This window comes from Streptomyces lydicamycinicus (assembly GCF_000829715.2).
In the GTDB taxonomy this organism is placed as follows: Bacteria; Actinomycetota; Actinomycetes; order Streptomycetales; family Streptomycetaceae; genus Streptomyces; species Streptomyces lydicamycinicus.
In genome coordinates this window covers 76,423-102,326 of record NZ_BBNO01000010.1, presented here as the reverse complement: position 1 = coordinate 102,326, position 25,904 = coordinate 76,423, and the positions used below count along the sequence as shown (strand labels likewise).

Genomic DNA, 25,904 nt, shown 5'->3' with positions numbered 1-25,904 from the left:
TCCGGGCCCCGGAACGGCCCGGCCCCGGTCGCCCGGGTCAGCTCTGCCACAGCCGGGCGAGAACAGCGTTCACCTCGTCCGGCCGGTCCTGGTGCGGCGCGTGGCCGGCTCCGGACACCCGCACATGGCGGGCGCCGATCGCCCCGGCGAGGTACTCACCGCAGGCCATCAGCGCCGTGCCGGTGAACTCCCGGTGGTCGGGGTGGGCGGTGTCCCAGGTCCCGTTGATGACGGTCTTGGGCATGGTGGCGCCGGCCAGCGGACCGAGCGGAAGCCGCGCATCCCACACGGGACGCTCGCGCATCGCCGACCGCACCGCGCGCAGCAGCCGCGGGGTCGGCTCCGGCATCGGCAGCCCGTACGGCTCGGTGGAGTGCCGCAGATAGTCCTCCGGAGTCAGCTCCGGGTCGAGGTCTCCGAAGGACGCCCGGATGCGCTCCAGGGCGGCCGCCACGGTGGGGTGACCGGCCGCGGTGCGCAGCGGGGACGGCTCGATGAGGGTGAGGGACCGCACCGCGGCCGGATGGGCCGAAGCGGCCAGCATCACGGCGGCCGCCCCGTAGGAGTGACCCACCAAGTGTGCCTCTCGGCCGAGCAGTTGGCCGAGATCCTCGGCGTCGACCGCGTAGTCGCTCCGTTCGATGTCCGGGCTGTCGCCGAAGCCGCGCCGGTCGATCACTTCGAGGCGGAACCGCCCGGCCAGCGGCCGCTGCGCCGCGAAGCACTCCGTGCCCCAGCTCATCGTGCCGTGCACGAGCACGGCACGCGGCGCACCGGGCGCCGCCTCGTCCCACACCGTCACATGAAGCGGCGCATGGTCGCGAGTCGGTCCACGATTCATGGATCCGAGGCTAGGCGCCCTCTGCGACGGGACGCCGGTGGAGTGTCCCCGGATGGCCGATTGTGGCGGGTGGGGTGGGCGTGGCGCGCCGGGCCCGTGGGCGGAACTACCCGCATGGCGGTCGCTGCGGGCCGCGGTGCTGATCAAGGCTGGCCGGAGGGCCGACGTGGCGGGAACGGTGACGTGATGATGCGGAAAGAAGGGCGCCGATGGGGCGCGACGGTGGTGGCCAGGCTGCGGTGGGGCGGACAGCTCCGGGCGGCCAGGAAGGACGTCGCCACGCACCGCGCCCAGGCGGAGGCCGATGCGGACCCTCGCTACCGCCTCGCCCTCGCGCGGTCCCAGTGCACCCTCGGTGAGCTGCTGGCGAAGGTCGGCCGCCCGGCCGAGGGGCTGCCGCACGCCGAGGAGGCGGTCGACCTCTGCCGTCGGCTGGCCGACACCGAACTCGGGCGCCATTGCGCCCTCCTCGCCACGTGCCTGGGCACGCTCGGCGACCTGCTGACGGCGCTGGTCCGGCCGGCCGCGGCACAGGCCGCGAAGGACGAAGCCGCCGCCCTGGAGAGGGAGCCCGCGGACATCGTCGCCTTCTACCGCGAGCTGGCCGAGGCCGACCCCGACCGCCGTCGCCCCGCCCTCGCCGCCGCCCTGCACTACCAGGCCTCCTGGCTGAAGCAGCACGACCGGCCGGAGGAGGCGCTGCCGCCCGTCGAGGAAGCCATCGCGCTCCGCCGCGGCCTCGCGGAGGCCGACACGGACCCGCTCCGCCGTATTGCGCTCGCCCGGTCCCTGTGCTTCCTCGGCGAGCTGCTGGGGCAGCTGGACCGGCCGGCCGAGGGGCTGCCACTGGTGGCGGAAGCCGTTGAGCTCCGTCGTGACCTGGCAGCGGCCGACGCGGACCCGCGCCGCGGTATCCCGCTCGCCCTGTTCCTGCGTGCCCACTGCCGGCTGCTGCTGCAACTGGACCGGCCGGCCGAGGCGCTGCCGTCCGCCCGGGAAGCCGTCCGTCTCTGGCGACGGGTGGTGGAGTCCGAGGCCGGTGACCGCCGCTACCAGGTCGGTCTCGCCGTCTCGCTGCACACCCTCGGCGAGCTGCTGGCGAAACTGGACCGTCCGGCCGAGGCGCTGCCGTACGCCCAGGAAGCCGTCGACCTCCACCGTTCGGGTGTCGTCCTCCTCGGCCACTCCCCTCTCGCCGGTGCCCTGCGCACCCTCGGTGACGTGCTGACGGCACTGGACCGTCCGGCCGAGGCGCAGGCGGCACAGGATGAGGCGACGGCCCTCGGCGGGGAGACGGAGCCGGACAACCCGTGAGCCGTCCGGCCGCACGATGGCGGCAGGAGTGAGTCCGTACGGGGGAGAGCCGCGGACATCGGCGTCTCGGGGCATTTCCGGTCATGTCCCTGCTGATATCTGTCGGGGATGAGCGCGTACACCCGGTATGCAGCCGTCGCCCTGCTCGCCGCGCTGGCCGTGGGCTGCACCCGTCCGCACCCCGTCCCACGGCCCGCCCCGCGGCCCTCCCCGGAACCCACTCCGCGGGCCCATGCCGGCGCCCCCGTCACCCGCGCCGCCGGCCGGCAGCCCTTCACCCTGGTCGCCGCCGGGGACGTGCACCCCTCCGACCGCGAGGTACTCGCCACGGCCCGGCGGGACGCACCGCACGACGGGTACGACTACCGGCCGATGCTCAAGGGCGTCCGGCCGGTCATCTCCGCCGCCGATCTGGCGCTGTGTCATCTGGATGCCCCACTCGGACCGCTGACCGGCCCGTTCACCGGCTACCCCGTCCTCCAGGCGCCCCCGCAGATCGCCACCGCGCTCAAGGCGACCGGCTACGACTCCTGTGCCACCGCCTCCCACCACGCCCTCGACCGCGGAGTGCCGGGTGTGCAGCGCACCCTGGAGGCCCTGGACACCGTCGGGCTGCGCCATACCGGCTCCGCCCGGGACGCCGCCGAGCGTGCCCGTCCGGCGCTGCTGCGGGCCCCGGGCGGCGCACGGGTGGCTCACCTCGCGTACACCTACGGCACCGGGAGCGGGCGGCGTCCGGCGTACGCACCGTGGACGGTGAATCTGCTCCACGCGAAGCGGATCATCAAGGATGCCCGGGCGGCCCGCCGGGCCGGGGCCGATGTCGTGGTCGTCAGCCCGTACTGGGGCACGGAGCACCGAACGGCCCCCGACGCACGGCAGATCGGGCTGGCCCGGCTCCTCACCGTCTCCGAGACCGGCGGCCGGCCCGACATCGATCTGATCGTCGGCACCGGTGCGCACACCCCGCAGCCGTACGAGAAGGTCAACGGCACCTGGGTCGTCTACGGCCTCGGTGACCAGCTCTCCGGCGTCATGAAGAAGCCGAGCGGCAACTGGGGCAGCATCGCCCGCTTTTGGTTCGCGCCGCCGCGGCGCGCCGGTGAGCGCTGGCGGGTCACCGCGGCCGAGTACGTCCCGCAGCTCGTCGCGCAGGGTGCGCGGGTCCGGGTGCGCGATCTCAGCAGGGCCGGCGGGCACGACCGGATCCGTAAGGAGATCGGCAAGGCGGTGCTGAGCCGGGGTGCCGCGGCCGACGGGCTGACGATGGGGCGGTGATCCCCGGGCTCCGGGAGGGTGCCGGGCCGTTCCGGCGCCGCCTGCGTGCGGTCATCGCCACCCCGCTGCCCTGGGAGGAGGCACGCGAGCGGATCGGCGCCGCCACGGCCGCCGGCCGAGACACCTCCGAGGCGGTGACCGACCGGAGCCGGCGGTGCCCGATCATGGAGGGATGGCCGACTCGTATGTACGGGTGCGCGGCGCCCGTGAGCACAACCTCCGCACCATCGATGTGGACATCCCGAGGGACGCGCTGGTCGCGTTCACCGGGGTGTCCGGATCGGGCAAGTCCTCCCTCGCCTTCGGCACCCTCTACGCCGAGGCGCAGCGCCGCTACTTCGAGTCGGTGGCCCCCTACGCCCGACGGCTGATCCATCAGGTCGGCGCGCCCAAGGTCGAGGACATCACCGGACTGCCGCCCGCGGTCGCCCTGGAACAGCGGCGCTCCGCGCCCACCTCCCGCTCCTCGGTCGGCACCGTCACCACCCTCTCCAACACCCTGCGGATGCTCTTCTCCCGCGCCGGCGACTACCCGGAGGGCACGGCGGAACGGCTCGACTCCGACGCCTTCTCGCCCAACACCGCGGCCGGGGCCTGCCCGGAGTGCCACGGCCTGGGCACCGTCCACCGCGTCACGGAGCAGTCCCTCGTCCCCGACCCCGCGCTCTCCATCGCGGAGGGCGCCATCGCCGCCTGGCCCGGCGCCTGGCAGGGCAAGAACCTCCGCGACATCCTCGCGGCCCTCGGCCATGACATCGACCGGCCGTGGCATGAGCTGCCGCGGGCCGACCGGGACTGGATCCTGTTCACCGACGAACAGCCCGTCGTCACCGTCCACCCCGTACGCGACGTGGGCCGCATCCAACGCCCCTACAAGGGCCAGTACATGAGCGCCCGGCGCTATGTGCTGCACACCTTCGCCGACTCCAAGAGCGAGACCCTGCGCAAGCGCGTCCAGGGGTTCATGGTCGCCGAGCCCTGCCCGGTGTGCGCCGGGCGGCGGCTGCGCCCCGAGGCGCTGGCCGTGACGTTCGAGGGCCAGGACATCGCCACGCTCGCCGGGATGCCGCTCGGCGCCCTCGCCGAGCTGCTGCGCCCCACCGCCGCACGGCCGGACGACGAGGTGGCCCCCACCCTGGCCCGCGACCTGGTGGCACGCATCGAGGTGCTCACCGAACTGGGGCTGGGCTACCTCAGCATGGACCGGCCCTCGCCCACCCTGTCCGCCGGTGAACTCCAGCGGCTGCGGTTGGCCACCCAGCTGCGCTCCGGCCTCTTCGGTGTCGTCTACGTCCTGGACGAGCCGTCCGCCGGCCTGCACCCGGCCGATACGGAGTCCCTGCTCACCGTGCTCGGCCGGCTCAAGGAAGCGGGCAACTCGCTGTTCGTCGTCGAGCACGACATGGACGTGGTGCGGCGCGCCGACTGGATCGTGGACATCGGCCCGCGCGCCGGGGAACACGGCGGACAGGTGCTGCACAGCGGGCCGGTCGCCGGGCTCGCGGACGCCACCGCCTCCGCCACCCGCCGCTTCCTCTTCGACACCGCACCACCCGCCGCGCGCACGGTGCGCCGCCCCACGGGCACCCTCACACTGCGCGGCGTCACCCTGCACAATCTGCGCGATCTGGACGCCGCCTTCCCGCTCGGCGTCTTCACCGCGGTCACCGGCGTCTCGGGGTCGGGCAAATCGACGCTGGTCACCCGGGTGCTCGCGGAGGCCGTGCGGGAGCACCTCGGCGACGGGACGCCCGAGGCGGGCGAGGACGCGGCCGAGGCCGGGCCGATGGCCCGCGCACAACTCACCGGCGCCGAGGGCCTGGCGGCGATCGACCGGCTGGTGCGCGTCGACCAGAAGCCGATCGGCCGGACCCCGCGCTCCAACCTCGCCACCTACACCGGCCTCTTCGACGCCGTACGCAAGGTCTTCGCCGCCACCGACGCGGCCCGCGCCCGCGGCTACACCGCCGGACGGTTCTCCTTCAACGTCACCGGCGGCCGCTGCGAGACCTGCCAGGGCGAGGGCTTCGTCGCCGTCGAACTGCTCTTCCTGCCCGGTACGTACGCGCCCTGCACCGCCTGCCACGGCGCCCGCTACAACCCCGAGACCCTGGAGATCACCTACCGGGACCGCACCGTCGCCGAGGTCCTCGCGATGACCGTGGACACGGCCGCGGACTTTCTCGCCGACATCCCGGCCGCCGCCCGCAGTCTGCGCACCCTCCAGGACGTGGGCCTGGGCTATCTGCGGCTCGGCCAGCCCGCCACCGAGCTGTCCGGCGGCGAGGCCCAGCGCATCAAGCTCGCCACCGAACTCCAGCGGACCCGCCGCGGCCACACCCTCTACCTCCTCGACGAGCCCACCACCGGGCTCCACCCCGCCGACACCGAAGTGCTGCTGCGCCAGCTCCACGGCCTGGTGGACGCCGGCCACACCGTGGTGGTCGTCGAGCACGACATGGGGGTGGTGGCCGGCGCCGACCATGTCATCGACCTCGGTCCGGGCGGCGGCGCGGACGGCGGCCGGATCGTGGCGGCGGGCACCCCGGCCGAGGTCGCGGACGCGCCCGGGAGCCGGACCGCCCGCTACCTGGCCCGGCGGAGGGCGCGGCCGGACGCCTCTTGACGGTCCGCTAATGTACGCAGGTCAGATCACCAGGTATCACCACCGCGCAGCACTGCGCAGCACCACGAAGGGGGCACCTCACATGGCAGACATGGAGAAGGCCAGGGCGGCGTTCGACCGGTTCGACGCGGACGGCGACGGCCAGGTCACGCCGGAGGAGTTCAAGCACGCGATGGCCGAGATGGGCGACCCGTTCGTCACCGGCCCGGTCGCCGAGGCGGTCATCAAGGCCAAGGACACCGACAGCGACGGCCGGATGTCCTTCGACGAGTTCTGGCAGGCCCTCCAGGCCTGACGCGCCCGCTCACACCCCCTTCGCCTCCCGTTCGCCCGCGGCCGCGCGCAGCGCCGCCAGCCCGCGGGCGATCGGGGGCCGGCGCTCACTGCCGCGCCGTACGGCCGCCAGGAACCGCCGTATGGGGAGCGGCTCCCCGCGCAGCGGCACCCGTACGACCGGACAGCGTTCCGGCACCGGCGCCAGCACCGGCGATCGCCGTCGCCACCCCCGTGATCCGTAGCCGCCCGGCCACCCCGTCCGCGTACCCCGCGAGATCCGCACGCGCCTCCTCCCAGCGCACGAACAGCGCATCGGCGTGCTCCACCAGCGCCAACGCCGCCGGAGTCAGACGCACGTTGCGGCCCGCCGGCTCCAGGAGCTCCAGCCCCAGCCGGGCCGACAGCTGCCGCAGCTGCTGGGAGACCGTCGACGGCGTCAGATGCAGCGCCTCGGCGGTCGCGGTGACGGTGCCCCGCTGATGCAGGACGCGCAGGGTCTGTAACCGGGGATCGATCATGCGGGGACAGCGTAGCCGCACGGGCCCCGCCCCAACCGTGCGGAGATGCCGCACGGTTCCCTGCGGAAACTTTCGATGGACCCACCACATGGGACCGCCCGAAGGTGGACGGCATGACCGAGATCCTGACCGAAGCCTTTCTGCCGGGCCTGGGGGCGGGCTATGCGCTGGCCGTTCCCGTCGGCGCGCTGGCCGTACTGCTGGTGAGCGTCACCGCCCGGACCTCGTTCCGGGTCGGTGCCTCGGCGGCGCCCGGGGTGGCGACGGCGCCGCCGGCCACCGCGGCCAGCGCGTAGAGGCCGTCGGCGGGCGGACCCGTGCTGGGCAGGACGCTGACCGGCCCACGGGGGCGGGCCGTCACCGCGCTGCTCTCCGCCGTGGTGGTCTCAGCCCTTGCGGTGGGACTGCTGGTGCGCGGCTGAGGCGGTGCCCACCGGCGGCGGTGCGGCCTGGTCACCGGTGCCCCAGCCGGACGGCTTCGGGCCCACGGTGAAGGCCAGTTCACGACCCGAGCGCAGATCGCCGGTGGTGAGGTAGGTCCGGTCGTGGCCGGCGCCGTCCAGACGGACCGACTGCACATAGCGGTGGGCGTCGGAGGTGCCGGGCGCCGTGACCGTGAAGTGCCCGGACGGGTAGTAGCGCCGGTCCAGGGTCAGGTCCACCCGGTCGAAGACGGGTGTGCTCAGCCCCCAGCTGTCGGTGCCCGGCTGCACCGGGAACACCCCGATCGAGGAGAGCACCATCCACGCCGACATCGTCCCCAGATCGTCGTTCCCGGTCATCCCGGACGGCGCGTCGGTGAACAGGGTCAGCGCCGCATGCACCACATCCGTCGTCTTCCAGGGGCGGCCGGTGGAGAGATAGGTGTACGGCGCGATCAGATCCGGCTCGTTCTGCGGGTTGTACTTGTCGGCGTTGTAGTAATCGTAGGGACCGTTGACCCACACCTCGCGGGCCGTCTTCTCCGGGTCCTCCAGCAGCTTCCGGTAGGCGAAGAACGCGTCCAGGCGCTCATCGGCCTTGTCCTTGCCGCCGATCAGCCGCAGCATCCCCGGCAGGTCCTGCGGCACCAGCCACTGGTACTGCCAGGACGTGCCCTCGTGGAAGCCCTCGCTCTTGGCCGGGTCGGCCGGACCGGTGAAGGCGCCCTGTGCGTCGCGGGCCCGGAAGAAGCCGGTCGAACCGTCGAAGATCTTGCGGTAGTTCTGAGCGCGGGCCGCATACCGGTCGGCGTCCTTGCCGTGCCCCAGATCGCGCGCCATCTGGGCCAGCATCGCGTCCGACAGGGCGTATTCGAGGGTCGCCGAGGCACCGTGGTCGAAGTCGGAGTCGCCGGGCTTGGTGTGCGGACGGCCCTTGACGTACGGGGCGAAGCCGTCCTTGAGGTAGGGCGCGTTGGCCTCCCGGCCAACCGCCGGCGAATCCGCCGGCGGCACTCCGTCGGCGTTCTTCTTCAGCGCCGCGTACGCCTCCTCCTCATGGCCCCGCAACAGCCCTTGCTGATAGGCGTTGGTCAGGAACGGGGTGACCGGATCGCCGGTCATGATGTTCGTCTCGACCGTTCCGTAGCCCCACTTGGGCAGCCAGCCGCTCTCCTTGGCGATCCGCAGCACCGACAGCGCCATATCGCGGGACTCGCCCGGCGCCAGCAGCGCCAGCAGCTGCGCCTGGGTGCGATAGGTGTCCCACAACGACCAGTTCTGGTAGTAGGTGAAGCCCTTGGCGCGATGGGTCCGCTGGTCCCATCCGGTGTAGCGCCCGTCCACGTCACTGCCGATGTTCGGCGCGAGGAAGGACCGGTAGAGCGAGGAGTAGAAGGTACGGCGCAGCGTCCGGTCGCCGCCCTGGGTCTTCACCAGCCCCAGTCGCCGTTCCCAGGCGGCATCGGCCGCCGCCTTCGCCCGGTCGAAGGAACTGCCGCCCTCGGCCCGCAGATTGCGGGCGGCGCCCGCCGCGTCCACATAGCTGAGGGCCGTGGTCGCCTCGACGGTACGGTCCGTGCGGGTGTCGAAGCGGGCGTAGGCGCCGTGCCGGCCGGTGGCGGTGGACTTCGTGGACCCGGCCGTCACCTTGTCGCCGTCCCAGGTCCCGTACGAGGTGAACGGCCGGTCGAAGCGGGTGATCGTGTGGACGGTGTACGGCTTGGTGTCCTGGCAGAAACCGCGGCCGGTGATGGCGGTGCGGATGGTGCGTGAATCCAGCACCTCGACCCGGGTCGAGACCGTCCTGTGCAGCGACTGACCCGTATTGAGCAGCACATTGGCCTTGTCGGTGGCCGGGAAGGTGTAGCGCTGCTTCCCGGTGCGGGCGGTCGCGGTGAGCTCGGCGGTGATCCCGCCGTAGGACGACAGGCCGACGCGGTAGTAGCCGGGCCGGGCCGACTCGTCGTCGTGGCGGTAGCCGGCCGCGTACTTCGCATAGTCGGTCTCGGTGATGTCGCCCGTGGTGGGCAGCACCGGCAGGTCACCGCCGAGCCCGCAGCCCACGCCCGAGATGTGCACCGAACTGAAGCCGCGGATGTGGTCGTCGTCGTAGCCGTAGCCGGTGAAATGACCGGTATCCGGGGAGAGTTGGACCATTCCGAACGGCACGGCGGCACCCGGGTAGGTGTTGCCGTCCTTCTGGCTGCCGATGAACGGGTTGACCAGGTCGGTGAGCGGGCCGCCGGGCGGCTCGGCCTGCGCGGTGGGGACCGCGAGCGCGCTCCCGATGAGCGCGGCCGCCAGCACCGCGCCCGCGGTACGCAGGCGGGTACGACTCAGCCATGGCATGGATCCGGACCTCCGGGGGTTGGGTCGCCGGACTGCCGGCCGGCCCGTGCGGACGAGCGCACACGGCCTGCGCGGTCGACAACGTTGTCAGAGCGCGCTCATTCTTGGCGGCGGCCCAGTGCGCGTCAAGAGGTGCCGCCGGAGTAACTCCGGTACGCCCGGCCCCCGTCGAGGAGCCGGGCGCATCTTCCCGGGAGTGAACGGGGCGCGCCGGACAGCGCGCACGCGACCGGGCGGAAGGCTCAGCGGGCGGCGGCGACGGGTGCGGCGGGGGCCTCCGGAGTGGCTGCCGGTGCGGCCACGGCCCGCCGGTAGTAGTCGAGTTGGGTCACCCCGTTGTAGCCGTAGCTCTCCGGGTGCAGTTCGTGCAGCGCGACACCGGAGCGGGGGAGTGGGCCGAGGAGGTCCGACAGCAGCTCATCGGCCGCGGCGATGAAGGCGGCCTTCTCCGCGGCGCTGTTGGTGCCCGCGGTGAGACTCGCCTCCACATGTGCGTCACGGCCGTCGGTCAGGGGCGCGCTGTCGACGTAATAGCGGCCGGGCGGCACCAGGTTGAGGTGGACGATGGTGCGCGCGCCGGACTTGCGCAGCACCGTGACCGCCAGCCGCGTCAGCCCCTCGGCGAGGGCGCGCTGGACGTCGGTGGGGCGGTCGGGGTCGGGGACGGTGACCCGGAAGTACGGCATGGCTCTCCTCGGTATCTGCTCGGGGTGTCACCGCACGGAACCGGCGGCACGAAGCCAGCGTCACCGAACCGGGCATCATGGATCCAACGCATAGCCGTCATAGGGATATGAGGCCGACGCATGACCCTGAACCTTCCCCAGCTGAGGGCCTTTCTCGCCGTCGTCGACGCGGGCGGGTTCAGTGCGGCCGCCGCCGAGCTGGGCATGAGCCAGTCGGCGGTGTCGCACGCCGTCGCTTCCCTGGAACGCGAGTTGGCCGCACCGCTGCTGATCCGCGCCCACCCCGTGCGGACGACCGCACTCGGTGAACGGGTCCTGCCGCACGCCCGGATGGCGCTGTCGGCGGTCCGGTCCGTGGAGCAGATCGCGGCCGATGCGACCGGGACCATGACCGGCACCGTGCGGCTGGCCGCCACACCAACGGTCTGCCAGGGGCTGGTCCCCGGCCTGCTCCGGCACTGGCGCGAGGATCAGCCCCGGATCACCGTGCGGGTCTTCGAGGGCGACAGCGGCGAGGTCGCGGCCTGGCTGGAGGACGGGACGGCCGATGCCGCCGTCCTGATCGATCCGCCCCCGGCCGCCGCCAGGGCGTTTCCCCACGCCGACCCCGGCATCCAGCTCGCCACGGACGAGTACCGGGCCCTGCTGCCCCGGGACCACCCGCTCGCGGACGAACCCGGTGTCGACCTCCGCGACCTGGAGGACGACCCGCTCCTGATCTCACCCAACGGCTGCGAGGACCGGGTCCGTACGCTCCACCGCCGGGCCGGACTGCGTTTCGCCCCCACACACCGGGTGCGGGACCTGGCGACGCTGATCCGCATGGTGCAGGCCGGGATCGGTGTGACCGTCCTGTCCGAGGTCTCCCGCTCGCTGATCCCCGCCGACCTGGTCCTGCTGCCGCTGAAGCCGCAGACCTCGCGCCGCCTCGTCCTGACCGGACCGCAGACCCGCCCCTGGCACCCGGCGCTGCGCACCCTGGCGGAGTCGGCCGCCGGTCATCTGGCGCCTACCACCGCCCGGCCGGCGGAAGGGCGCCCCCTGCCCAGCGGCACCCGCTGAGCACTCGGGGGCGCCGCGGCCGGCCGCGTCCCACGGCCCGTGGACGTCATGCCCGGGCATCGCGACGGAACAGGGCCGTCCAGAGGAAGTCCTCGCCGAAGTACGGGGACTCCGGCGGCTCGTCGTGCATACGGCGCAGTTCGACCTCCGTCAGGCCGGAGAAGATCCGGCGCAGCGACTCGGGGCTGTAGGCGAGGCCGCCGTGGAGGCGGGCCTGGCGGTAGAACTCGGCGTCGGGGAGTTCGGACCCCATCCCGCCGGCCGCGAAGCAGGTGAGCGCGAGATGGCCGCCGGGCGCGAGCAGCCGGTCGAGAAGGGCGAGGTAGCTGATGCGGCGGTGCGGCGGCAGATGATGAAAGCAGCCGGAGTCGTGAATCAGGTCGTAGGGGCCGCTGAGCTCGTCACCGGCCGGCGCGAAGGCGTCGCCGCAGTGGAACGTGACCTGGGCGCCCGCCTCCCGGGCGCGCTCCTCGCCCCAGGCGACGGCCGCCGGGGAGAGGTCGACGGCGTCCACCGTGAAGCCCAGCGAGGCGAGGTGCAGCGCATTGCGGCCCGGCCCACAGCCCAGGTCGAGGGCCCGGCCCGGGGCGATCAGCCCGCGGTCGAGGTACGAGACCAGATGCTCGTCGGGCTTCGCCACGAAGAACGGCACCGCCCGGTCGCGGTCCGCGTAGAAGCCGTCCCACCACCCGGCCCCCTCGCTCGTCCAGCGGTCGGCCTCCGGTGCGAACAGGCCGTCCAGAAGCCTGAGTACGTCGTCCACGGTGCGGATGTCCCGGTCCATCCGGTCCCCCCTTTCGTTGCGGCGATCGTAGGGTCGGCGGGTACAAAAGCCCAGATCAGAGCGGATGCCAGGATGCCGCCACCGGGGGTGTGAGGGGCCGGGGCGAGAGGGCGGAGGGTGCCCCTGCGGCATGGGGTGGGCTCCCGCTCACACCCCCGTCGAGGGTCGTGAAGGGGGCAATTCCCGCTGCGCCGGGCCGAGTTTTCCGACCGGCGGCCGGCGAGGCCCTGAGGGTGGTGCAGTGGGACGGATGAGGAGGGTGTTCCGGACGCGTCATTCTGCGGCCGGGAACCCCGAAAATCATGGGGGTTCTGCCTTGCTCTCTTCAGGGGCGCATGCCTCAATGGGCAGCGATTCAGGTCGCTGAGCATCCGTCAGATCCCGGACGGTGCGTCGGCACGGGGTCCGACCGCGGCCCCCGGGTGGCTGCCTGTCGTTCCTCCCGCACCCCTCGACGGCCGGTGCCATGGACCTGCACCCCCCTCATGAAGGCGGTAACCCCCCTATGAAGCACCTCAGACCCGGCAGATTCGGCTTCCGTACGGCACTTGTCGTCGCCGTCGCCACCGCGGGCACCCTCGCGATGGCACCGGCCGCCCCCGCGGTGACCCCCGGCACCGCCACCCTCTCCTTCAACTGCGGCTTCTACGGTTCCGGTACGGGGACGCTCACCGCGACCCAGAACGGCACGGCCGCGACCATCAGCCTCTCCACCTCGGCGATCACCTCACCCATAGCCATCGGTGCGAACTCGGTGGCGTCCACCCTCACGCTCACCAAGAACGGCTCCGGTACCACGCAGTTCAGCGGCAAGGCCAACCCGGCGATCCCGGCCGGCAGCCCGGTCTCCACCGGACCGCTCAGCGGTACGGTCGCCGCGGGCGACCGCCTGGAGGCCACCTCCCTGAAGGTCGTGGTGTTCGGCATCACGGCCACCTGCCAGGCCACGTCCAAGCAGTCGCCCGGACCGTTCGTCTTCTGAGAGACGGGCGGGGGCCGGCGGACCCACGCCCGCCGGTCCCCGCCGTACGACCGCCGCCCGGTCAGCGGGCGCGGCTCACAGCTTCCCCTGGCCGCCCCCCGCACCGGACGCCTCCCGTTCCGCCCGCGCCAGGTTCGAGCGGCGGTAGGAGTAGGCGAAGTAGATGACCATGCCGACCAGGAACCACACCGCGAACCGGACCCAGGTCTGCCAGGCCAGGAACGTGATCAGCCAGATCGAGAAGCACACCCCGATCGCCGGCACCACCGGCATCCCCGGCGTACGGAACGTTCGCGGCAGGTCGGGACGCTTGTAGCGGAGCACGATCACCGCGATGCAGACCACCACGAACGCGAGCAGGATGCCGATGTTCGTCAGCTCGGCGGCCTCCCCGATCGGCAGGAAACCCGCGATGGCCGCGGAGGCGAAGCCGACGATCCAGGTCACCCGGGTCGGCACATGGTGCTTCGGGCTGGTCTTGGCGAACCACTTCGGCAGCAGACCGTCGCGGCTCATCGAGAACCACACCCGGGTCACCCCGAGCATGAAGGTGAACATGACGGTCAGAATGCCGATGATCGCGCCGACCGCGATGACATCCGCGAGGCTGCTCAGCCCCACCGACTTGAACGCCGAAGAGAAACCGCTCTCCGGGTCGATGTCCTTGTAGTTCTGCATACCCGTCAGCACCAGGCAGGCGAGGACGTACAGCACCATCGAGATCGCCAGCGAATACATGATCGCCTTCGGCATATGGCGCTGGGCGTCCTTGGACTCCTCGGCCGCGGTGCTCATCGCGTCATAGCCGAAAACGGCGAAGAATACGGTGGCCGCGCCGGTGAAGGCGCCGGTCACCCCGAACGGGAAGAACGGCTGGTAGTTCGAGGTGTTGATGTGGAAGAAGCCGACCGCGATCACCACGATGACCACCAGGACCTTCAGGCCCACCACGATCGTCTCGAAGCGTGCGGCGTTCTTGATGCCCAGGGTCAGCAGATAGGCGATCAGCAGACAGAGCACCGCGGCGAAAAGGTCCACCCGGTGCCCCGGCCCCGTTCCCGGCGCGCCCAGCATCCAGGCGGGCAGATCGACGCCCATTTCGCCGAGCAGAAAGCCGAAATAGCCGGAGATCCCGATCGCGACCACCGCCACGATCGCGGTGTACTCCAGCAGCAGATCCCAGCCGATGAACCAGCCCGCCACCTCACCGAGGACCGCGTAGCCATAGGTGTAGGCCGAGCCCGCCTTCGGGATCAGCCCGGCGAACTCCGCGTAGGAAAACGCCGCAGCGGCACTCGCGATACCCGCGATGAGAAAGGAGATCAGCACCGCCGGTCCGGCTTTCTCATTCGCGACGGTGCCGGCCAGTGTGAAGATTCCCGCGCCGATGATGCCGCCGACGCCGATGGCGGTCAGCTGCCACAGGCCGAGCGCCCGGGTGAGCTGCTGGCTCGCGGTGCCTTCCGCCTCTTCAATGTGTTCGATCGGTTTACGGCGCAATACGCCCTGTCCCGCGCGCAGGCCCATCGTCATCCCTCCGTAGGCTCCGTCGTGGTCCGACGGCGGATCATCATGGACCCTCGGGGGCGACTAAGGAAGGCGACTCCCTAGTAGTGCCAGGACTCGCCGGGAGACGTACACGGGAGAGGTGTTCAATCGGCGTCCTCCAGCCGGAAACCGACCTTCAGGCCGACCTGGTAATGGTCGATCTCGCCGTTGACGATATGCCCGCGGACCTGGGTGATCTCGAACCAGTCGAGATTGCGCAGAGTGTCCGAGGCGCGTTTGATGCCATTCCTGACCGCGGCGTCCATGCTCTGCTGGGACGTCCCGACGATCTCGGTCACACGATAGGTGCGGTCGGTCACGGTGGTCTCCCTCGCCGGGGCGGCGCTCCGCCCGTCCACTTTCCACCGTGCATCAGGGCGCCGTACCCCACCAGCGGAGCGGCGGGCGGCCCGGGGGCCTACGGCACGACGGTGACCGGCCAGCGGCCGGCCTTGACCAGCCGGACCGCGACCGAGCCCATGATGCGGTGCCCGGCGGTCTCCGAGGCGCCGACCACCACCGCATCGGCCTTCAGGTCGTCGGCCATCTGCACCATGCCGTTGTACGGGTCGCCCCGCAGGGTGTGGAACTCCCAGCGCACCTGGTAGATCCCCTGGAGCCGCTCGGTCGCGCTGCGGATCTCGGCCATCAGCTCCTCGGCCACCTCGTTCGTGGCATCCACCACCGGAGCCCCCATCGCCGCGCCGGCCGGCAGCACCGGCTGGACGTAGACCAGGGCGAGCTTCGAGGCCTGGCGCCTGGCCAGCCCCGCCGCATAGGCGGCGGCGCGCCACGACGAGTCGGAGCCGTCGATACCGACGACGATGACCTTCGGGCCGTCCGTTCCGCGCTCGAACCGCGCGGCTGCGTTCTCCTCCACACCACGGAGGTTATCCGCACACACGTGCTGCCGGGCCCGCGGGCCGCGCCGCCGTCCCCGGGGCCCGCCGCCCGGCCCGGTCAGGCGGGAGCCGGCGGCCAGCTGTCCGCCGACAGCACGCCCAGCACATACGCCCTGGCCACCAGTGCCGTACGGCCCTGCACCCGCCAGCGGCGGGCCAGCCGGGTGAGGTGGTAGTTCACCCCGTCGACCGTCAGCCCGAGCGCCGTACCGATCGACGCCGTGGTCGCGCCGCCCGCGGCCAGCGCCAGGATGCGGGCCTCCACCGGGCTCGCCGGGGCGCGCGGCGCCGGTGCCGGAGCGGGGTCGCCGACCCGCAGCAGCGCCAGCAGGGCGGGTGGGTTCACCGACGGATCGCCCACCGGATCGATCGTCAGCTCCCCTTCCCGTGCACTGCCGTCGGACCCGTCCCGCCAGCGCACCTCCACCGGATAGCGCGACCGGCGCCCCAGGCGCAGCGCCTCGGTCAGCCGGTCGAGCTGCGCCTTCGCCCGGGGCTCGAAGAGGTCCAGCAGATTGCGGCCGCGCAGCTGTCCCGGTGCCGCACCCCACTGGGCGGCCATGGCAGGGTTCGCGATCAGCACCTCGCCATGGGCCCGGCACACCGCGATCGGCGTGGGGATACGGTCCAGCAGAATCAGGAAGTAATTGCGCCAGGGCCCGTCCGCGTACGGCCCGGCCGGGTCGATTTCCGCGCGGTCACAGGACGGCTTGCCCGCGCCGTCGGCGTCGGTGCCCGGTGCACCGCCGGCAGTCCCGTCGTCCATTGCCCCTTCTCCGGTCCGCGCGCAAGGGCGAGCAGCGAAAAACCACTGCACAATCATGCAGTTGTCCGGGCGTGACCTGCACGTGGGGGCCCTCACGCTGGAGACATGACCGACACCATCGCGCTCCACAGCGACGAACGCGCCGCCGATGACGGCATTCCGGTGGCCGACCTCACGGACGCCGGGCTCACCCACACGCCCATCCAGCAGTCCATGGACCTCGCCCGGATCCACGGCCCGGTCTTCAAGCGCAAGTTCGGCGAGCGGGAGACGCTGTTTCTCTCCTCGCTCGATCTGGTCACCGAGGTCGCCGACGAATCCCGCTTCAGCAAGGGTGTGTCGGTCGTCCTGGAGAACGTCAGAGAGTTCGCCGGTGACGGTCTGTTCACCGCCTACAACGACGAGCCGAACTGGGCCAAGGCACACGAGGTCCTGATGCCGGCCTTCGCGCTCGGCTCGATGCGCACCTACCACCCGGCGATGCTCGAGGTCGCCCGCCGGGTCATGGCCGCCTGGGACCGGCGGGTCGCCGACGGCACGCCCGTCCAGGTCGCCGAGGACATGACCCGGATGACGCTGGACACCATCGGACTGGCCGGCTTCGGCTTCGACTTCGAGTCGTTCTCCCGCGGTGACACCCCGCACCCGTTCGTCGAGGCCATGGTGCGCTGCCTCGAATGGAGCATGACGAAGTTCTCCCGCGACCCCGACGCCGACCACTCCGCGGCGGACGCGGCCTTCCAGGCCGACGCCGACTATCTCGCGTCCGTCGTCGACGAGGTCATCGCCGCCCGCACGGCGAGCGGCGAGAGCGGCGACGACGATCTGCTCGGCCTGATGCTCGGCGCCCGGGGGCAGGAGGACGGCGCCGCGGGCGACGGCCCCACCCTGGATCTCGCCAACATCCGCAACCAGGTCATCACCTTCCTGATCGCCGGGCACGAGACCACCTCGGGCGCGCTCTCCTTCGCGCTCTACCACCTGCTCAAGGACCCGCTCGCGCTGCGCATGGTCCAGCGCGAGGCCGACGAGCTGTGGGGCGACCAGGCCGACCCCGACCCCTCGTTCGAGGACATCGGACGGCTGCCGTTCACCCGGCAGGTCCTCAACGAGGCGCTGCGGCTGTGGCCCACCGCCGCCGCCTTCACCCGGCAGGCCCATGAGGACACCCTGCTCGGCGGCCGCTACCCGGTGAAGGCCGGGGAACTGGTCACCGTGCTCACCCCGATGCTGCACCGCGACCCCGCCTGGGGCGACAACCCCGAGCTGTTCGACCCCTCCCGCTTCAGCCCGGAGGCCGAGGCGGCCCGCTCACCGCATGCGTACAAGCCCTTCGGGACCGGTGAACGCGCCTGCATCGGGCGGCAGTTCGCGCTCCACGAGGCGACCATGCTGCTCGCCCTCCTCGCCCACCGCTACCGCCTGATCGACCACGGCGACTACCGGCTGCGCATCAAGGAGACGCTGACCCTCAAGCCCGACGGGTTCACCCTCACCCTGGCCGCCCGGACGCCCGCCGACCGGGCCGCGGTCCGCGCCGCGCTGGCCGTGCTCCCCGGCGGCGCCGAGGGCACCGGGAGTGACGTAGCCACCGACGAGGGGCTGCCGACCCGTGTCCCCCAGGGCACCGGACTGCTGCTGTTGCACGGCAGCAACTACGGCACCTGCCGCGAGTTCGCCGAGCGGCTCGCCGACGAGGCCACCGGACTCGGCTTCACCGCCGATGTGGCGCCGCTGGACGCCTGCGCCGGTACGCTGCCCGCCGACCGCCCGGTCGTCATCGTCGCCGCCTCCTACAACGGCCAGCCCACGGACGACGCGACCGCCTTCGTCCAGTGGCTGAACACCGCACAGGACGGCGCCGCCGCGGACCTGCCGTTCGCCGTGCTCGGCGTCGGCGACCGCAACTGGGCCGCCACCTACCAGCACATACCCACCCTGATCGACGACCGGCTCGCCGCGCTCGGCGCCCACCGGCTGCTGCCGCGCGCCGAGGCCGATGCCTCCGGCGACCTCGGCGGCACCGTCAAGGAGTTCACCGCGGCGCTGCGCACCGAGCTGCTGACGCGGTACGGCGACCCGGCGACCGTCGGCGCCGGCGCGGCGGCCCCGGAGGACACCGGCTACACCGTCACCGAAATCACCGGCGGTCCGCTGGACGCCCTCGCCGCCCGCCATGACCTCGTCCCGATGACCGTCACCGAGGCGTACGACCTCACCGCCGAGGGCTGGCCGCGGCCCAAGCGTTTCCTGCGGATCGCCCTGCCGGACGGCGTCCGCTACCGCACGGCCGACCACCTCGCGGTGCTGCCGGCCAACGCCCTTGCCGCTGTCGAGCGGGCCGCCCGGGCCCTGGGCGTGGACCCGGACACCGTCCTCGCGCTGCACTCCGGCCGCCGCGCCGGACGCGACACCCTGCCGGTCGACCGGCCCCTGACGGTGCGGCAGTTGCTCACCCACCACCTGGAGCTTGGCCGGCGGCCGACCCCCGAACAGGTCGCCGTGCTCGCCGCCCACAACCCCTGTCCGCCCGAGCGACAGGCCCTGGAGACCCTCGCCGAGGACGATCCGCGCACCCTGATCGAGCTGATCGAGGCCTACCCGGCGCTGTGCGGGGCGCTGCCCTGGCCGGTGCTGCTGGAGCTGCTGCCGCCGCTGCGCACCCGGCACTACTCGCTGTCGTCCTCGCCCGCCACCGACGCCCGGCACGCCGATCTGATGGTCTCGCTGCTGCCCGGCGGCACCGGCTCGACCTATCTGCACGGTGTGCGGCCCGGCGACACCGTACTGGCCCGCGTCCAGCCCTGCCGCGAGGCCTTCCGCCTCGACCCGGCCGATGACACTCCCGTCATCCTGGTCGCGGCGGGCACCGGCCTCGCGCCCTTCCGCGGCGCCGTCGCCGACCGCGTCGCCGCGGGCCGGCGGACCCCCGCCCGGCTCTACTTCGGCTGTGACGACCCCACCGGCGACTTCCTGCACGCCGCGGAGTTCACCGCGGCCGAAGCCGCCGGCGTCATCTCCGTACGCCCCGTCTTCAGCGAGCGCCCCGAAAACGGCCACCGCTTCGTCCAGCACCGGATCGCCGCCGAGGCCACCGAGGTGTGGGAGCTGCTGAAGGCCGGCGCGCGGGTGTACGTCTGCGGGGACGGCAGCCGGATGGCCCCCGGTGTACGGGCCGCCTTCCGCGAGCTGCACGGCGCACACACCGGCGCCTCCCCGCAGGAATCCGAGGCCTGGCTACGCGAACTGACCGTCTCCGGCCGCTACATCGAGGATGTGTACGCGGCGGGCTGAGGGGGGCGCGGGACCCGCAAGGCTGATGTGTACGCGGCGGGCCTGAGGGCTGCTCAGGCCCGCAAGGCTCTCCCCCGCCCCCTCCCCCTCCTCCCCCTTCGGGGGAGGGGGCGGGGGTGGGTTCGGGGGTGGGGGGGAGGCGTGGGGCCGGATTTACGGCCTCCCCGGGCCAAGTGGGGGAGGGGCGGCCGGTGGGCCCGCACCGTTCTCCGGGCCGCACGCCGCACGCCGCACGCCGCTTCCCTGGTGACCGGCCGGGCCGCTGCCGAGCGACGCCCCTAGGAGGCTGCTCCGCCCTCCGCGGCCTCGTCGCTGCCCTGCCCGGCCGCCCCCGGGAGGTGGACGACCAGCAGGGCGATCCCGGCGAGGGTCACATTGCGGGTGGCTGCCTCCAGGCCGTTCCAGGTCTTGGACTGCCACATGGAGAACCACTCACCGCCGATGGCGAGGAAGCCCGCACCGAAGAGCAGGAGGAGCATCAGCAGGCCGACGGTGCTGACCAGTCGCGCCCGTGCGAGCCGGTCCCGGTGTCGCACGCCCCGGGCCCACAGCGCGGTGGCGGCGATCAGCACCAGGGCGGCGAGCGTCTCCCAGGCGATGATCCCCAGGTATGCGGCGTCCTGCCAGGTCCGTGAGGTGATGGCCCGGCCCATCAGGTCCGGATCCTTGAAGGTGGTGTCCATGGCCAGGACATGCCGGACGAACTCCTGGTTGGTGCCGAAGTCGGTGATATTTCCGAACGCCACGAGGGCGATATAGAGCGCCACGATGCCCGTGAGGGTGGCGGCCGCGAGCGGCAGTCCGGTGTGCGGTATCCGGTTGGTGGAGCATTTGTCGGACATGGGTCCTCCCCGAGTCGGTGATGTCGTCTGATCTTTGCTTATCCGTCAGCCACCCCGTGCGCCCCATGGGCCTCAACTCCCGTACGCTGCTCCCCGATCGACCGGGTGACCGACCGGTCGATCGGCCGTTGGGCGAGAGGCCGGACGGCCGAAGACCTAGGGGAAGCGGGGCACATGAACGGAAAGCGGTGTGTGGGAACGGTCGCCGTCGCGGCGGCGGCGGTGCTCGCGACGACCGTGCCGGCGGGCGCCGAGCCGGCCGGCACGACATACGGCACCAGCACGTCCGTGGGCGTCCACAACGCCTATGAGAAGGAGAAGTACCCCTACTTCGCGGATGCCTTGGACTCCGGCGCCGCACTGCTCGAACTCGACCTCTGGACCAACGGCCTGGGCCGGTCCTTCCGGGTCTCGCACAGCAACCCGCTGGGCAACAACAGCAACTGCGAGGGCGCCGCGAAACCCTCGGAGCTGCGCACCAAGGACCGCAATCAGGACTTCGCCGGATGCCTCGCCGATGTGCGGGCCTGGCACGACGCGCACCCCGGCCATCGTCCGATCCTGTTCAAGATCGAGATGAAGGACGGCTTCAACGCCAAGGGCGGCCGCGGCCCCGCCGAGTTCGACGCGCTGGTGCGGGAGAAGCTGGGCGACGCCGTCTACGGCCCCGGCGATCTCACCGCCGGACACGCCACACCCGACGAGGCGGTGCGGGCCGGCGGCTGGCCCTCCCGCGCCGACCTGGCCGGCAAGTTCCTGATCGAGCTGATACCCGGCACCGTCGAGGAGAAGAACCCGTTCGACAAGCTGTGGACGGACGTGGAGTACGCCGGCCACCTCAAGAACCTCGCGGCACAAGGCGAACTGGACCGTTCGACGGCCTTCCCCGCGGTGCACGGCGCCGCCCCGGGCGACCCCCGCGAGCGCTACGCGGACCCGGCGCTGCGCCCCTGGTTCGTGGTGTTCGACGGTGACGCCGCGACCTATCTGAACGGCAGTATCGACACCGCCTGGTACGACACCCGGCACTACCTGCTGATCATGACCGACGCCCACAACGTGCCGCCGGCCATCGACGGCACCCGTCCGACCGAGGCCCAGGCGCTGGCCCGGGTCCGGCAACTCGCCGCCGCCCACGCGAGCTTCGCCACCGCGGACTGGTATCCGCTGCCGTCCGTCCTCAAGACCGTGGTGCCGCGCGGGGCCTGACGCCGGACGCGGCGGCCCGGGTGCCGGCCCGTGGGGGCCGCGGTCCCGGCTGGGCCGTGGCCCGCCGGTAGAGCGCGGCCACGTCCGGGCCGAACCGGCTGCTGTACGAGACGAGGTCGTCACCGCCCTCGTCGAGACCGCCGATCACACCGATCAGCGCACCGGTCCCGGTGGCCGGATCGAGGTCGGTGAGCATCGGACCGCCGCTGGTCCCGTTCGGGAACCCCGGGCAGCTGAAGCGGAGTTGGGCCGGGCCCTGGGCATCCGCGGTATGCCGGCAGCTGACCGGTATGTCCCGGTCCTCGGGATAGCCGGTCAGTTGCGCCGGGCGCCCGGCCGGTGTGTCGAAGCGGATGCGTTCGGCGCCGGTGAGGTCCGCTATCCGGCCGCCGGTCCGGCCCGCCCGCCGCACCCGCAGGAACGCCACATCGTGGTCCGGGTCCCGGTCGCGGATCCAGCGCGGATCGACATGGATCCGGGTGGGCACCCACAGGCCGTACGGCGCTATGCCGTCGTGCAGACCGGGCGCGAACACCAGCCGGGTCCGGAAGCCGTCGTCGTGCACACAGTGCGCCGCGGTGGCGATCAGGTCGCCGGCCGGGGACTGCACCACGCTGGCCGTGCAGTGGTGGACCGGCTTGCCCTCGTCGTCGGGGGAGAAGAGCGCGCCGATCGCCGGCGAGGGAGCCGCCGGGGCGGCCAGCAGCGGCCGGGACCGGGACAGCGGGGACGCCATGACGCTGTCGTGCCGTGCGGCGGCCACCGGCGGGCCGGGCCGCTCCTGGTAGGGCCCGGCGAGCACCGCGGCGGCGGCCTGGTCGCCGTCGGCCCGGTTCGCCAAGTAGGAGCCGGTGGCGGTGTCCCCGGGGGCCAGGAACGGATCGCGGGACGGGGAGCCCAGCGCCAGGACCGTGCTGCCCATGACCACGGTCAGCACCCCGAGCGCCAGGGTCACCCGCAGCGGAACGCCGTCCCGGCCGCGGCCGGTGCACGCCGGCCCGCCGGGACCAGGGCAGACCCCGGCCGCCGGCGCCCCGGCGTCCTCGCCCGCCCCGTCGGCGCTGTCCGCCGGCACGGTCCCGCGCTCGCTCGTCTCCACCAGCCGCCGCCTCCCCGCATCAGCGGTGGCACCCCCTTGGACGCAGGGGCGACACCGGATCCAGACATTTCACCCAGTCTGATGCAGGGGTGGCCGCTGTGGTTGGGTCACCCGGCCGCCTCATTCCGTACGAGCGGCCCAGAACACCGGAGAAACCCGCAGCGGGGCACCCGGTACACCCGGAATCCGCGGGTCCGGCGGGCCGCGCGTACCGGGTGCGGTGACGGTGCCGCCCGGCGTCGCTCCCTAGGCCGGTCGAGTGACCCGAGGGGGGCCGCCGTGGCCGCCGGCCGCCGTCAGGCCGCGCGCCGCAGCCGCCGCCCCGCGAGGTTGTGTGCGATCAGCGTCTCGGCCAGGCCGGCCTCGTTCGGGAAGTCCATCGGCACGATGCCCAGCCCGGTCCAGCCGCTCCCTTCCGAGCCCGTCAGCAGCTTCTTGACCTGCGGGTTGAGGCGGTCCGCGTTGGAGCGGGGCGGAAGCAGGGCGGCGGTGCTGACGTAGTTGACGAACAGCTTGCCGGGCTGGGCGACGGCCTTGCGGAACTGGGCCTCGATCTTCGGGTACTTCCCGAACGGCTCCGCCATGTAGTCGTCCTGGATGTCGAACAGTTGCGGATCGGCGTAGCGGACCCCGCCCAGGCCCTCGGAGTCCGCCAGCAGCACGACCCGGCCGCGTGCCTGACCCAGCGTCGGCAGCCCGGCGTCCAGCCGGAACAGCGACCGGTACCCCTTGTCGTCCAGGTAGATGCCGAAGATCCGGCGGAACTCCTCCGCGGAGACCTCCGAGTACTCCTGCTTGACCCGCATCAGCACCGTCTCGGAGGGGTGCGCCCGGAGGAACGCCCGGCAGGCGTTGAGCACATCGCCGAACATCAGCTCCTGGTAGAAGGCGCCGTGATGGATGGCGAAGACGTTGTCGATGGCCCGGCAGCGGACGTCCAGGAAGCGGATCCCGGAGGCGAGTTGGGCGTCGACGGAGGTGTTCTGGCAGGCCACCCAGGGGCCGCCCAGCCGGGCACCGGAGTCATGGGTGCCGGGGATCGTCAGCCGCTGGACCGGGGTGCCGTCGCCGAGCGCCGCCATCCAGTCCGCCACGGACACCGCGGGCGCCCGGCGTTCCGCGGCACCGGCCGTGAACTGCCCGCTGCCGGCGCCTGCCAGCACCCCGGCGGCCGACAGCCCGGCCGCGCCCCTGAGGAATCCCCGTCGATCCAGCACCGGTCCCATGCCGCTTCCCCTGCCCGTCGAGTCTGCGTGCGTGCGCACCGGCCGTCCGGTACGAACATGCGGTCGGGGCATCGAACCACATCGCGCGCGAACACGGCACCCGGCCGGCGGACCCGAGGGGGCACGCCGGCCGGGGAGCGGCCGCGGTCAGACCCGGAAGGACAGCGACAGCGCGAAACGGTCCGCGCTGTCCGTCCACCAGTTCTTCAACTCCAGCCCAGCAGCGGCCAGTTCGGCGCGCACGCCCTCCTGGCGGAACTTGGCCGAGACCTCGGTGCGCACCTCCTCGCCCGCCGCGAAGGTCACCGCCAGGTCCACTCCGGGGATCTTGACGGTCAGGTCCTTACGGGCCCGCAGCCGCATCTCGATCCACTCCTGTCCGGCGTTCCACAGGGCGACATGGTCGAAGTCCGCCGGGTCGAAGTCGCCGCCCAGCTCGCGGTTGATGACCTCCAGGACGTTCTTGTTGAACGCGGCCGTCACCCCCTGCGGATCGTCGTAGGCGGTGACCAGGGTGGCCTCGTCCTTGACCAGGTCGGTGCCGAGCAGCAGGGCATCGCCCGGGGACAGCATGGCGTGCACGGAGTGCAGGAACGCCGAGCGCTCCTCCGGGAGCAGATTGCCGATGGTGCCGCCGAGGAAGGCGAGCAGCCGCGGGCCGGGCGTCCCGGGGAGTTCCATGCCCTGCTGGAAGTCGGCGACCAGTGCGTGCACGGTCAGCCCGGGGTGCTCGGTGAGCAGCGCCTCGCCCGCCGCGGTCAGCGCGGATTCGCTGACGTCGATGGGCAGATAGGTGTGCAGTCCGGTCAGCGCGCCGAGGAGATGGCGGGTCTTGTCGGAGGAGCCGGACCCCAGCTCGACCAGCGTCCGGGCCTGGGTGGCCGCGGCGATGTGATCGGCGCGGGTGAGCAGGATCTCCCGCTCGGCCCGGGTCGGGTAGTAGTCGGGCAGCTTGGTGATGTCCTCGAACAGCTCGCTGCCACGGGCGTCGTAGAACCACTTCGGCGGCAGCTGTTTGGGGGTACGGGACAGACCCTGGGCGACATCGGCGCGCAGCGCGGCCGCGGTGGCGTCGGCAGGGAGGGTGCGGGTGATGCTGAGGGGGCTCACGTCGCGGGCTCCTTGAGCGGGGTGAGGTGGACCTCGGTCCGGGTGGCCCGCAGCAGCGTGCGGTCGGGGACCTCGGTCCAGTGGGGGGAATCGTCGTACGGTTCGGAGGCGACGACCGTGCCGCCTTCGGGAAGGGCCAGATGGCACAGCGTGTCGCCCCAGGTGGTGGCGGCGATGGTGGTGCCGTCGGTGAGCAGCAGATTGAGCCGGGATCCGGGCGCGGCCCCGGCGACCGCCGCGACGGTACCGGCGAGCGCGTCGCCGAGCTCGTCGCCGCGCGCCAGCCGGTGCAGGACCAGCGCCCACAGGAACGCCGCGTCGCAGCGGGCCGGCAGCCGCAGCAGCTCCTCCGGCGGCAGCTCGGCGGCCAGCGGGGCGAGCGCGTCCGGCCAGCCGGCCACCGCGCCGTTGTGGCTGAACAGATAGCGGCCGGTGGCGTACGGCGCGGCCGCGGCCTCGGCGTCCGCCCCGGCCATGGTGGCGTCCCGCACGGCGGCCAGCAGCGCGCCGGTGCGCACCACCCGCGCCAGGTCGGGCAGCAATTCATCGCCCCAGATCGGGCCGGCCCGCCGGTAGCGTGCGGGCACCGGATCGCCGGGCGCGTACCAGCCGACGCCGAACCCGTCGGCGTTGACCGTGCCGTGCCGCTGGCGGCGCGGCGCCCACGACTGCCGGTAGAGGCCGTGCGGCGGGGCGAGCAGGAGCTGCCCGAAGGGCCGCTCCGGTCCCAGGTAGGCAAGGTGACGGCACATCAGGCACCGGCCTCCCCG

At 72.6% G+C, this 25,904-nt stretch carries 23 protein-coding genes; 9 read left to right on the top strand and 14 right to left on the bottom strand.

Going from position 1 to position 25,904, the window contains the following annotated elements; translation table 11 throughout:
• Window positions 1-37 precede the first annotated feature (37 nt).
• Window positions 38-841: an alpha/beta fold hydrolase gene (locus tag TU31_RS31280; protein ID WP_042160864.1), complete on the bottom strand. Its 804-nt coding sequence runs from the start codon at window positions 839-841 to the stop codon at window positions 38-40.
• Window positions 842-1,027: 186 nt separating this feature from the next.
• Between TU31_RS31280 and TU31_RS31275 the strand changes: the two genes are divergently transcribed.
• The 4 genes from TU31_RS31275 (at window position 1,028) to TU31_RS31260 (ending at window position 6,354) form a co-directional block, all read left to right on the top strand.
• A complete protein-coding gene (locus TU31_RS31275; protein WP_158894807.1) occupies window positions 1,028-2,155 on the top strand; it encodes a tetratricopeptide repeat protein in 1,128 nt (375 codons plus the stop codon).
• A gap of 108 nt (window positions 2,156-2,263) precedes the next feature.
• Window positions 2,264-3,433, top strand: coding sequence for a CapA family protein (locus tag TU31_RS31270; RefSeq protein WP_042160861.1), 1,170 nt, complete (start codon window positions 2,264-2,266; stop codon window positions 3,431-3,433).
• 172 nt (window positions 3,434-3,605) lie between these two features.
• Window positions 3,606-6,059, top strand: a complete 2,454-nt coding sequence (gene uvrA / locus TU31_RS31265; RefSeq protein ID WP_107070789.1) for an excinuclease ABC subunit UvrA — start codon at window positions 3,606-3,608, stop codon at window positions 6,057-6,059.
• Window positions 6,060-6,141: 82 nt separating this feature from the next.
• Window positions 6,142-6,354, top strand: coding sequence for an EF-hand domain-containing protein (locus tag TU31_RS31260; RefSeq protein ID WP_042160858.1), 213 nt, complete (start codon window positions 6,142-6,144; stop codon window positions 6,352-6,354).
• A gap of 85 nt (window positions 6,355-6,439) precedes the next feature.
• On the opposite strand, the gene TU31_RS31255 is transcribed toward TU31_RS31260, so the two are convergent.
• Window positions 6,440-6,853 carry a LysR family transcriptional regulator gene (locus TU31_RS31255; protein WP_052719125.1) on the bottom strand — a complete coding sequence of 138 codons (414 nt, stop codon included), beginning with the start codon at window positions 6,851-6,853 and terminating at the stop codon, window positions 6,440-6,442.
• A 113-nt stretch (window positions 6,854-6,966) separates the two neighbouring features.
• On the opposite strand from TU31_RS31255, the gene TU31_RS40000 reads away from it, so the two are divergent.
• Window positions 6,967-7,149, top strand: a complete 183-nt coding sequence (locus TU31_RS40000) for a hypothetical protein (protein WP_306304278.1) — start codon at window positions 6,967-6,969, stop codon at window positions 7,147-7,149.
• Window positions 7,150-7,239: 90 nt separating this feature from the next.
• Here the strand turns inward: TU31_RS40000 and TU31_RS31245 are convergent, their stop codons facing one another.
• Together TU31_RS31245 and TU31_RS31240 are read right to left on the bottom strand one after the other, a co-directional pair.
• Entirely contained in the window at window positions 7,240-9,624 is a 2,385-nt protein-coding gene (locus tag TU31_RS31245) for a GH92 family glycosyl hydrolase (protein WP_107070788.1), read from the bottom strand.
• A gap of 242 nt (window positions 9,625-9,866) precedes the next feature.
• Window positions 9,867-10,310 (bottom strand): tautomerase family protein, encoded by a 444-nt coding sequence (locus TU31_RS31240; RefSeq protein ID WP_042160856.1) that lies wholly within the window; start codon window positions 10,308-10,310, stop codon window positions 9,867-9,869.
• Window positions 10,311-10,430: 120 nt separating this feature from the next.
• Here TU31_RS31240 and TU31_RS31235 point away from each other — a divergent pair, with 120 nt between their 5' ends.
• The gene (locus TU31_RS31235) at window positions 10,431-11,372 is read left to right on the top strand and encodes a LysR family transcriptional regulator (protein WP_042160854.1); all 942 of its coding nucleotides are present in this window, start codon (window positions 10,431-10,433) and stop codon (window positions 11,370-11,372) included.
• Window positions 11,373-11,418: 46 nt separating this feature from the next.
• Here the strand turns inward: TU31_RS31235 and TU31_RS31230 are convergent, their stop codons facing one another.
• Window positions 11,419-12,156, bottom strand: coding sequence for a class I SAM-dependent methyltransferase (locus TU31_RS31230; protein WP_042160852.1), 738 nt, complete (start codon window positions 12,154-12,156; stop codon window positions 11,419-11,421).
• Window positions 12,157-12,661: 505 nt separating this feature from the next.
• On the opposite strand from TU31_RS31230, the gene TU31_RS31225 reads away from it, so the two are divergent.
• Window positions 12,662-13,138: a hypothetical protein gene (locus TU31_RS31225; protein WP_018088483.1), complete on the top strand. Its 477-nt coding sequence runs from the start codon at window positions 12,662-12,664 to the stop codon at window positions 13,136-13,138.
• 75 nt (window positions 13,139-13,213) lie between these two features.
• Here the strand turns inward: TU31_RS31225 and TU31_RS31220 are convergent, their stop codons facing one another.
• The 4 genes from TU31_RS31220 to TU31_RS31205 form a co-directional block, all read right to left on the bottom strand.
• Window positions 13,214-14,665 (bottom strand): amino acid permease, encoded by a 1,452-nt coding sequence (locus TU31_RS31220; RefSeq protein WP_370682781.1) that lies wholly within the window; start codon window positions 14,663-14,665, stop codon window positions 13,214-13,216.
• A 125-nt stretch (window positions 14,666-14,790) separates the two neighbouring features.
• Entirely contained in the window at window positions 14,791-15,006 is a 216-nt protein-coding gene (locus TU31_RS31215; protein WP_042160848.1) for a dodecin, read from the bottom strand.
• 98 nt (window positions 15,007-15,104) lie between these two features.
• Window positions 15,105-15,566, bottom strand: a complete 462-nt coding sequence (locus TU31_RS31210; protein ID WP_042160846.1) for a universal stress protein — start codon at window positions 15,564-15,566, stop codon at window positions 15,105-15,107.
• A gap of 80 nt (window positions 15,567-15,646) precedes the next feature.
• Window positions 15,647-16,354: a PAS domain-containing protein gene (locus TU31_RS31205; protein ID WP_042160844.1), complete on the bottom strand. Its 708-nt coding sequence runs from the start codon at window positions 16,352-16,354 to the stop codon at window positions 15,647-15,649.
• 105 nt (window positions 16,355-16,459) lie between these two features.
• On the opposite strand from TU31_RS31205, the gene TU31_RS31200 reads away from it, so the two are divergent.
• Complete coding sequence (locus TU31_RS31200; RefSeq protein WP_042160842.1) at window positions 16,460-19,648, top strand: cytochrome P450; 3,189 nt, start codon at window positions 16,460-16,462, stop codon at window positions 19,646-19,648.
• A gap of 278 nt (window positions 19,649-19,926) precedes the next feature.
• Here TU31_RS31200 and TU31_RS31195 read toward each other — a convergent pair whose 3' ends face one another.
• Window positions 19,927-20,490 carry a DUF2165 domain-containing protein gene (locus TU31_RS31195; protein WP_042160841.1) on the bottom strand — a complete coding sequence of 188 codons (564 nt, stop codon included), beginning with the start codon at window positions 20,488-20,490 and terminating at the stop codon, window positions 19,927-19,929.
• A 174-nt stretch (window positions 20,491-20,664) separates the two neighbouring features.
• Here TU31_RS31195 and TU31_RS31190 point away from each other — a divergent pair, with 174 nt between their 5' ends.
• Window positions 20,665-21,699, top strand: a complete 1,035-nt coding sequence (locus tag TU31_RS31190; RefSeq protein WP_042160839.1) for a phosphatidylinositol-specific phospholipase C domain-containing protein — start codon at window positions 20,665-20,667, stop codon at window positions 21,697-21,699.
• Here the strand turns inward: TU31_RS31190 and TU31_RS31185 are convergent.
• The 4 genes from TU31_RS31185 to egtC form a co-directional block, all read right to left on the bottom strand.
• Window positions 21,671-22,798, bottom strand: a complete 1,128-nt coding sequence (locus TU31_RS31185; RefSeq protein ID WP_042160837.1) for a trypsin-like serine peptidase — start codon at window positions 22,796-22,798, stop codon at window positions 21,671-21,673. The genes TU31_RS31190 and TU31_RS31185 overlap by 29 nt on opposite strands.
• Window positions 22,799-23,094: 296 nt before the next feature.
• The gene (locus TU31_RS31180; RefSeq protein ID WP_042160835.1) at window positions 23,095-24,024 is read right to left on the bottom strand and encodes a phosphatidylinositol-specific phospholipase C; all 930 of its coding nucleotides are present in this window, start codon (window positions 24,022-24,024) and stop codon (window positions 23,095-23,097) included.
• 147 nt (window positions 24,025-24,171) lie between these two features.
• Window positions 24,172-25,134: an L-histidine N(alpha)-methyltransferase gene (gene egtD, locus TU31_RS31175; RefSeq protein WP_042160833.1), complete on the bottom strand. Its 963-nt coding sequence runs from the start codon at window positions 25,132-25,134 to the stop codon at window positions 24,172-24,174.
• Window positions 25,131-25,886, bottom strand: coding sequence for an ergothioneine biosynthesis protein EgtC (egtC, locus tag TU31_RS31170; protein WP_042160831.1), 756 nt, complete (start codon window positions 25,884-25,886; stop codon window positions 25,131-25,133). The genes egtD and egtC overlap by 4 nt, the downstream gene beginning before the upstream one ends.
• Window positions 25,887-25,904: the final 18 nt, after the last annotated feature.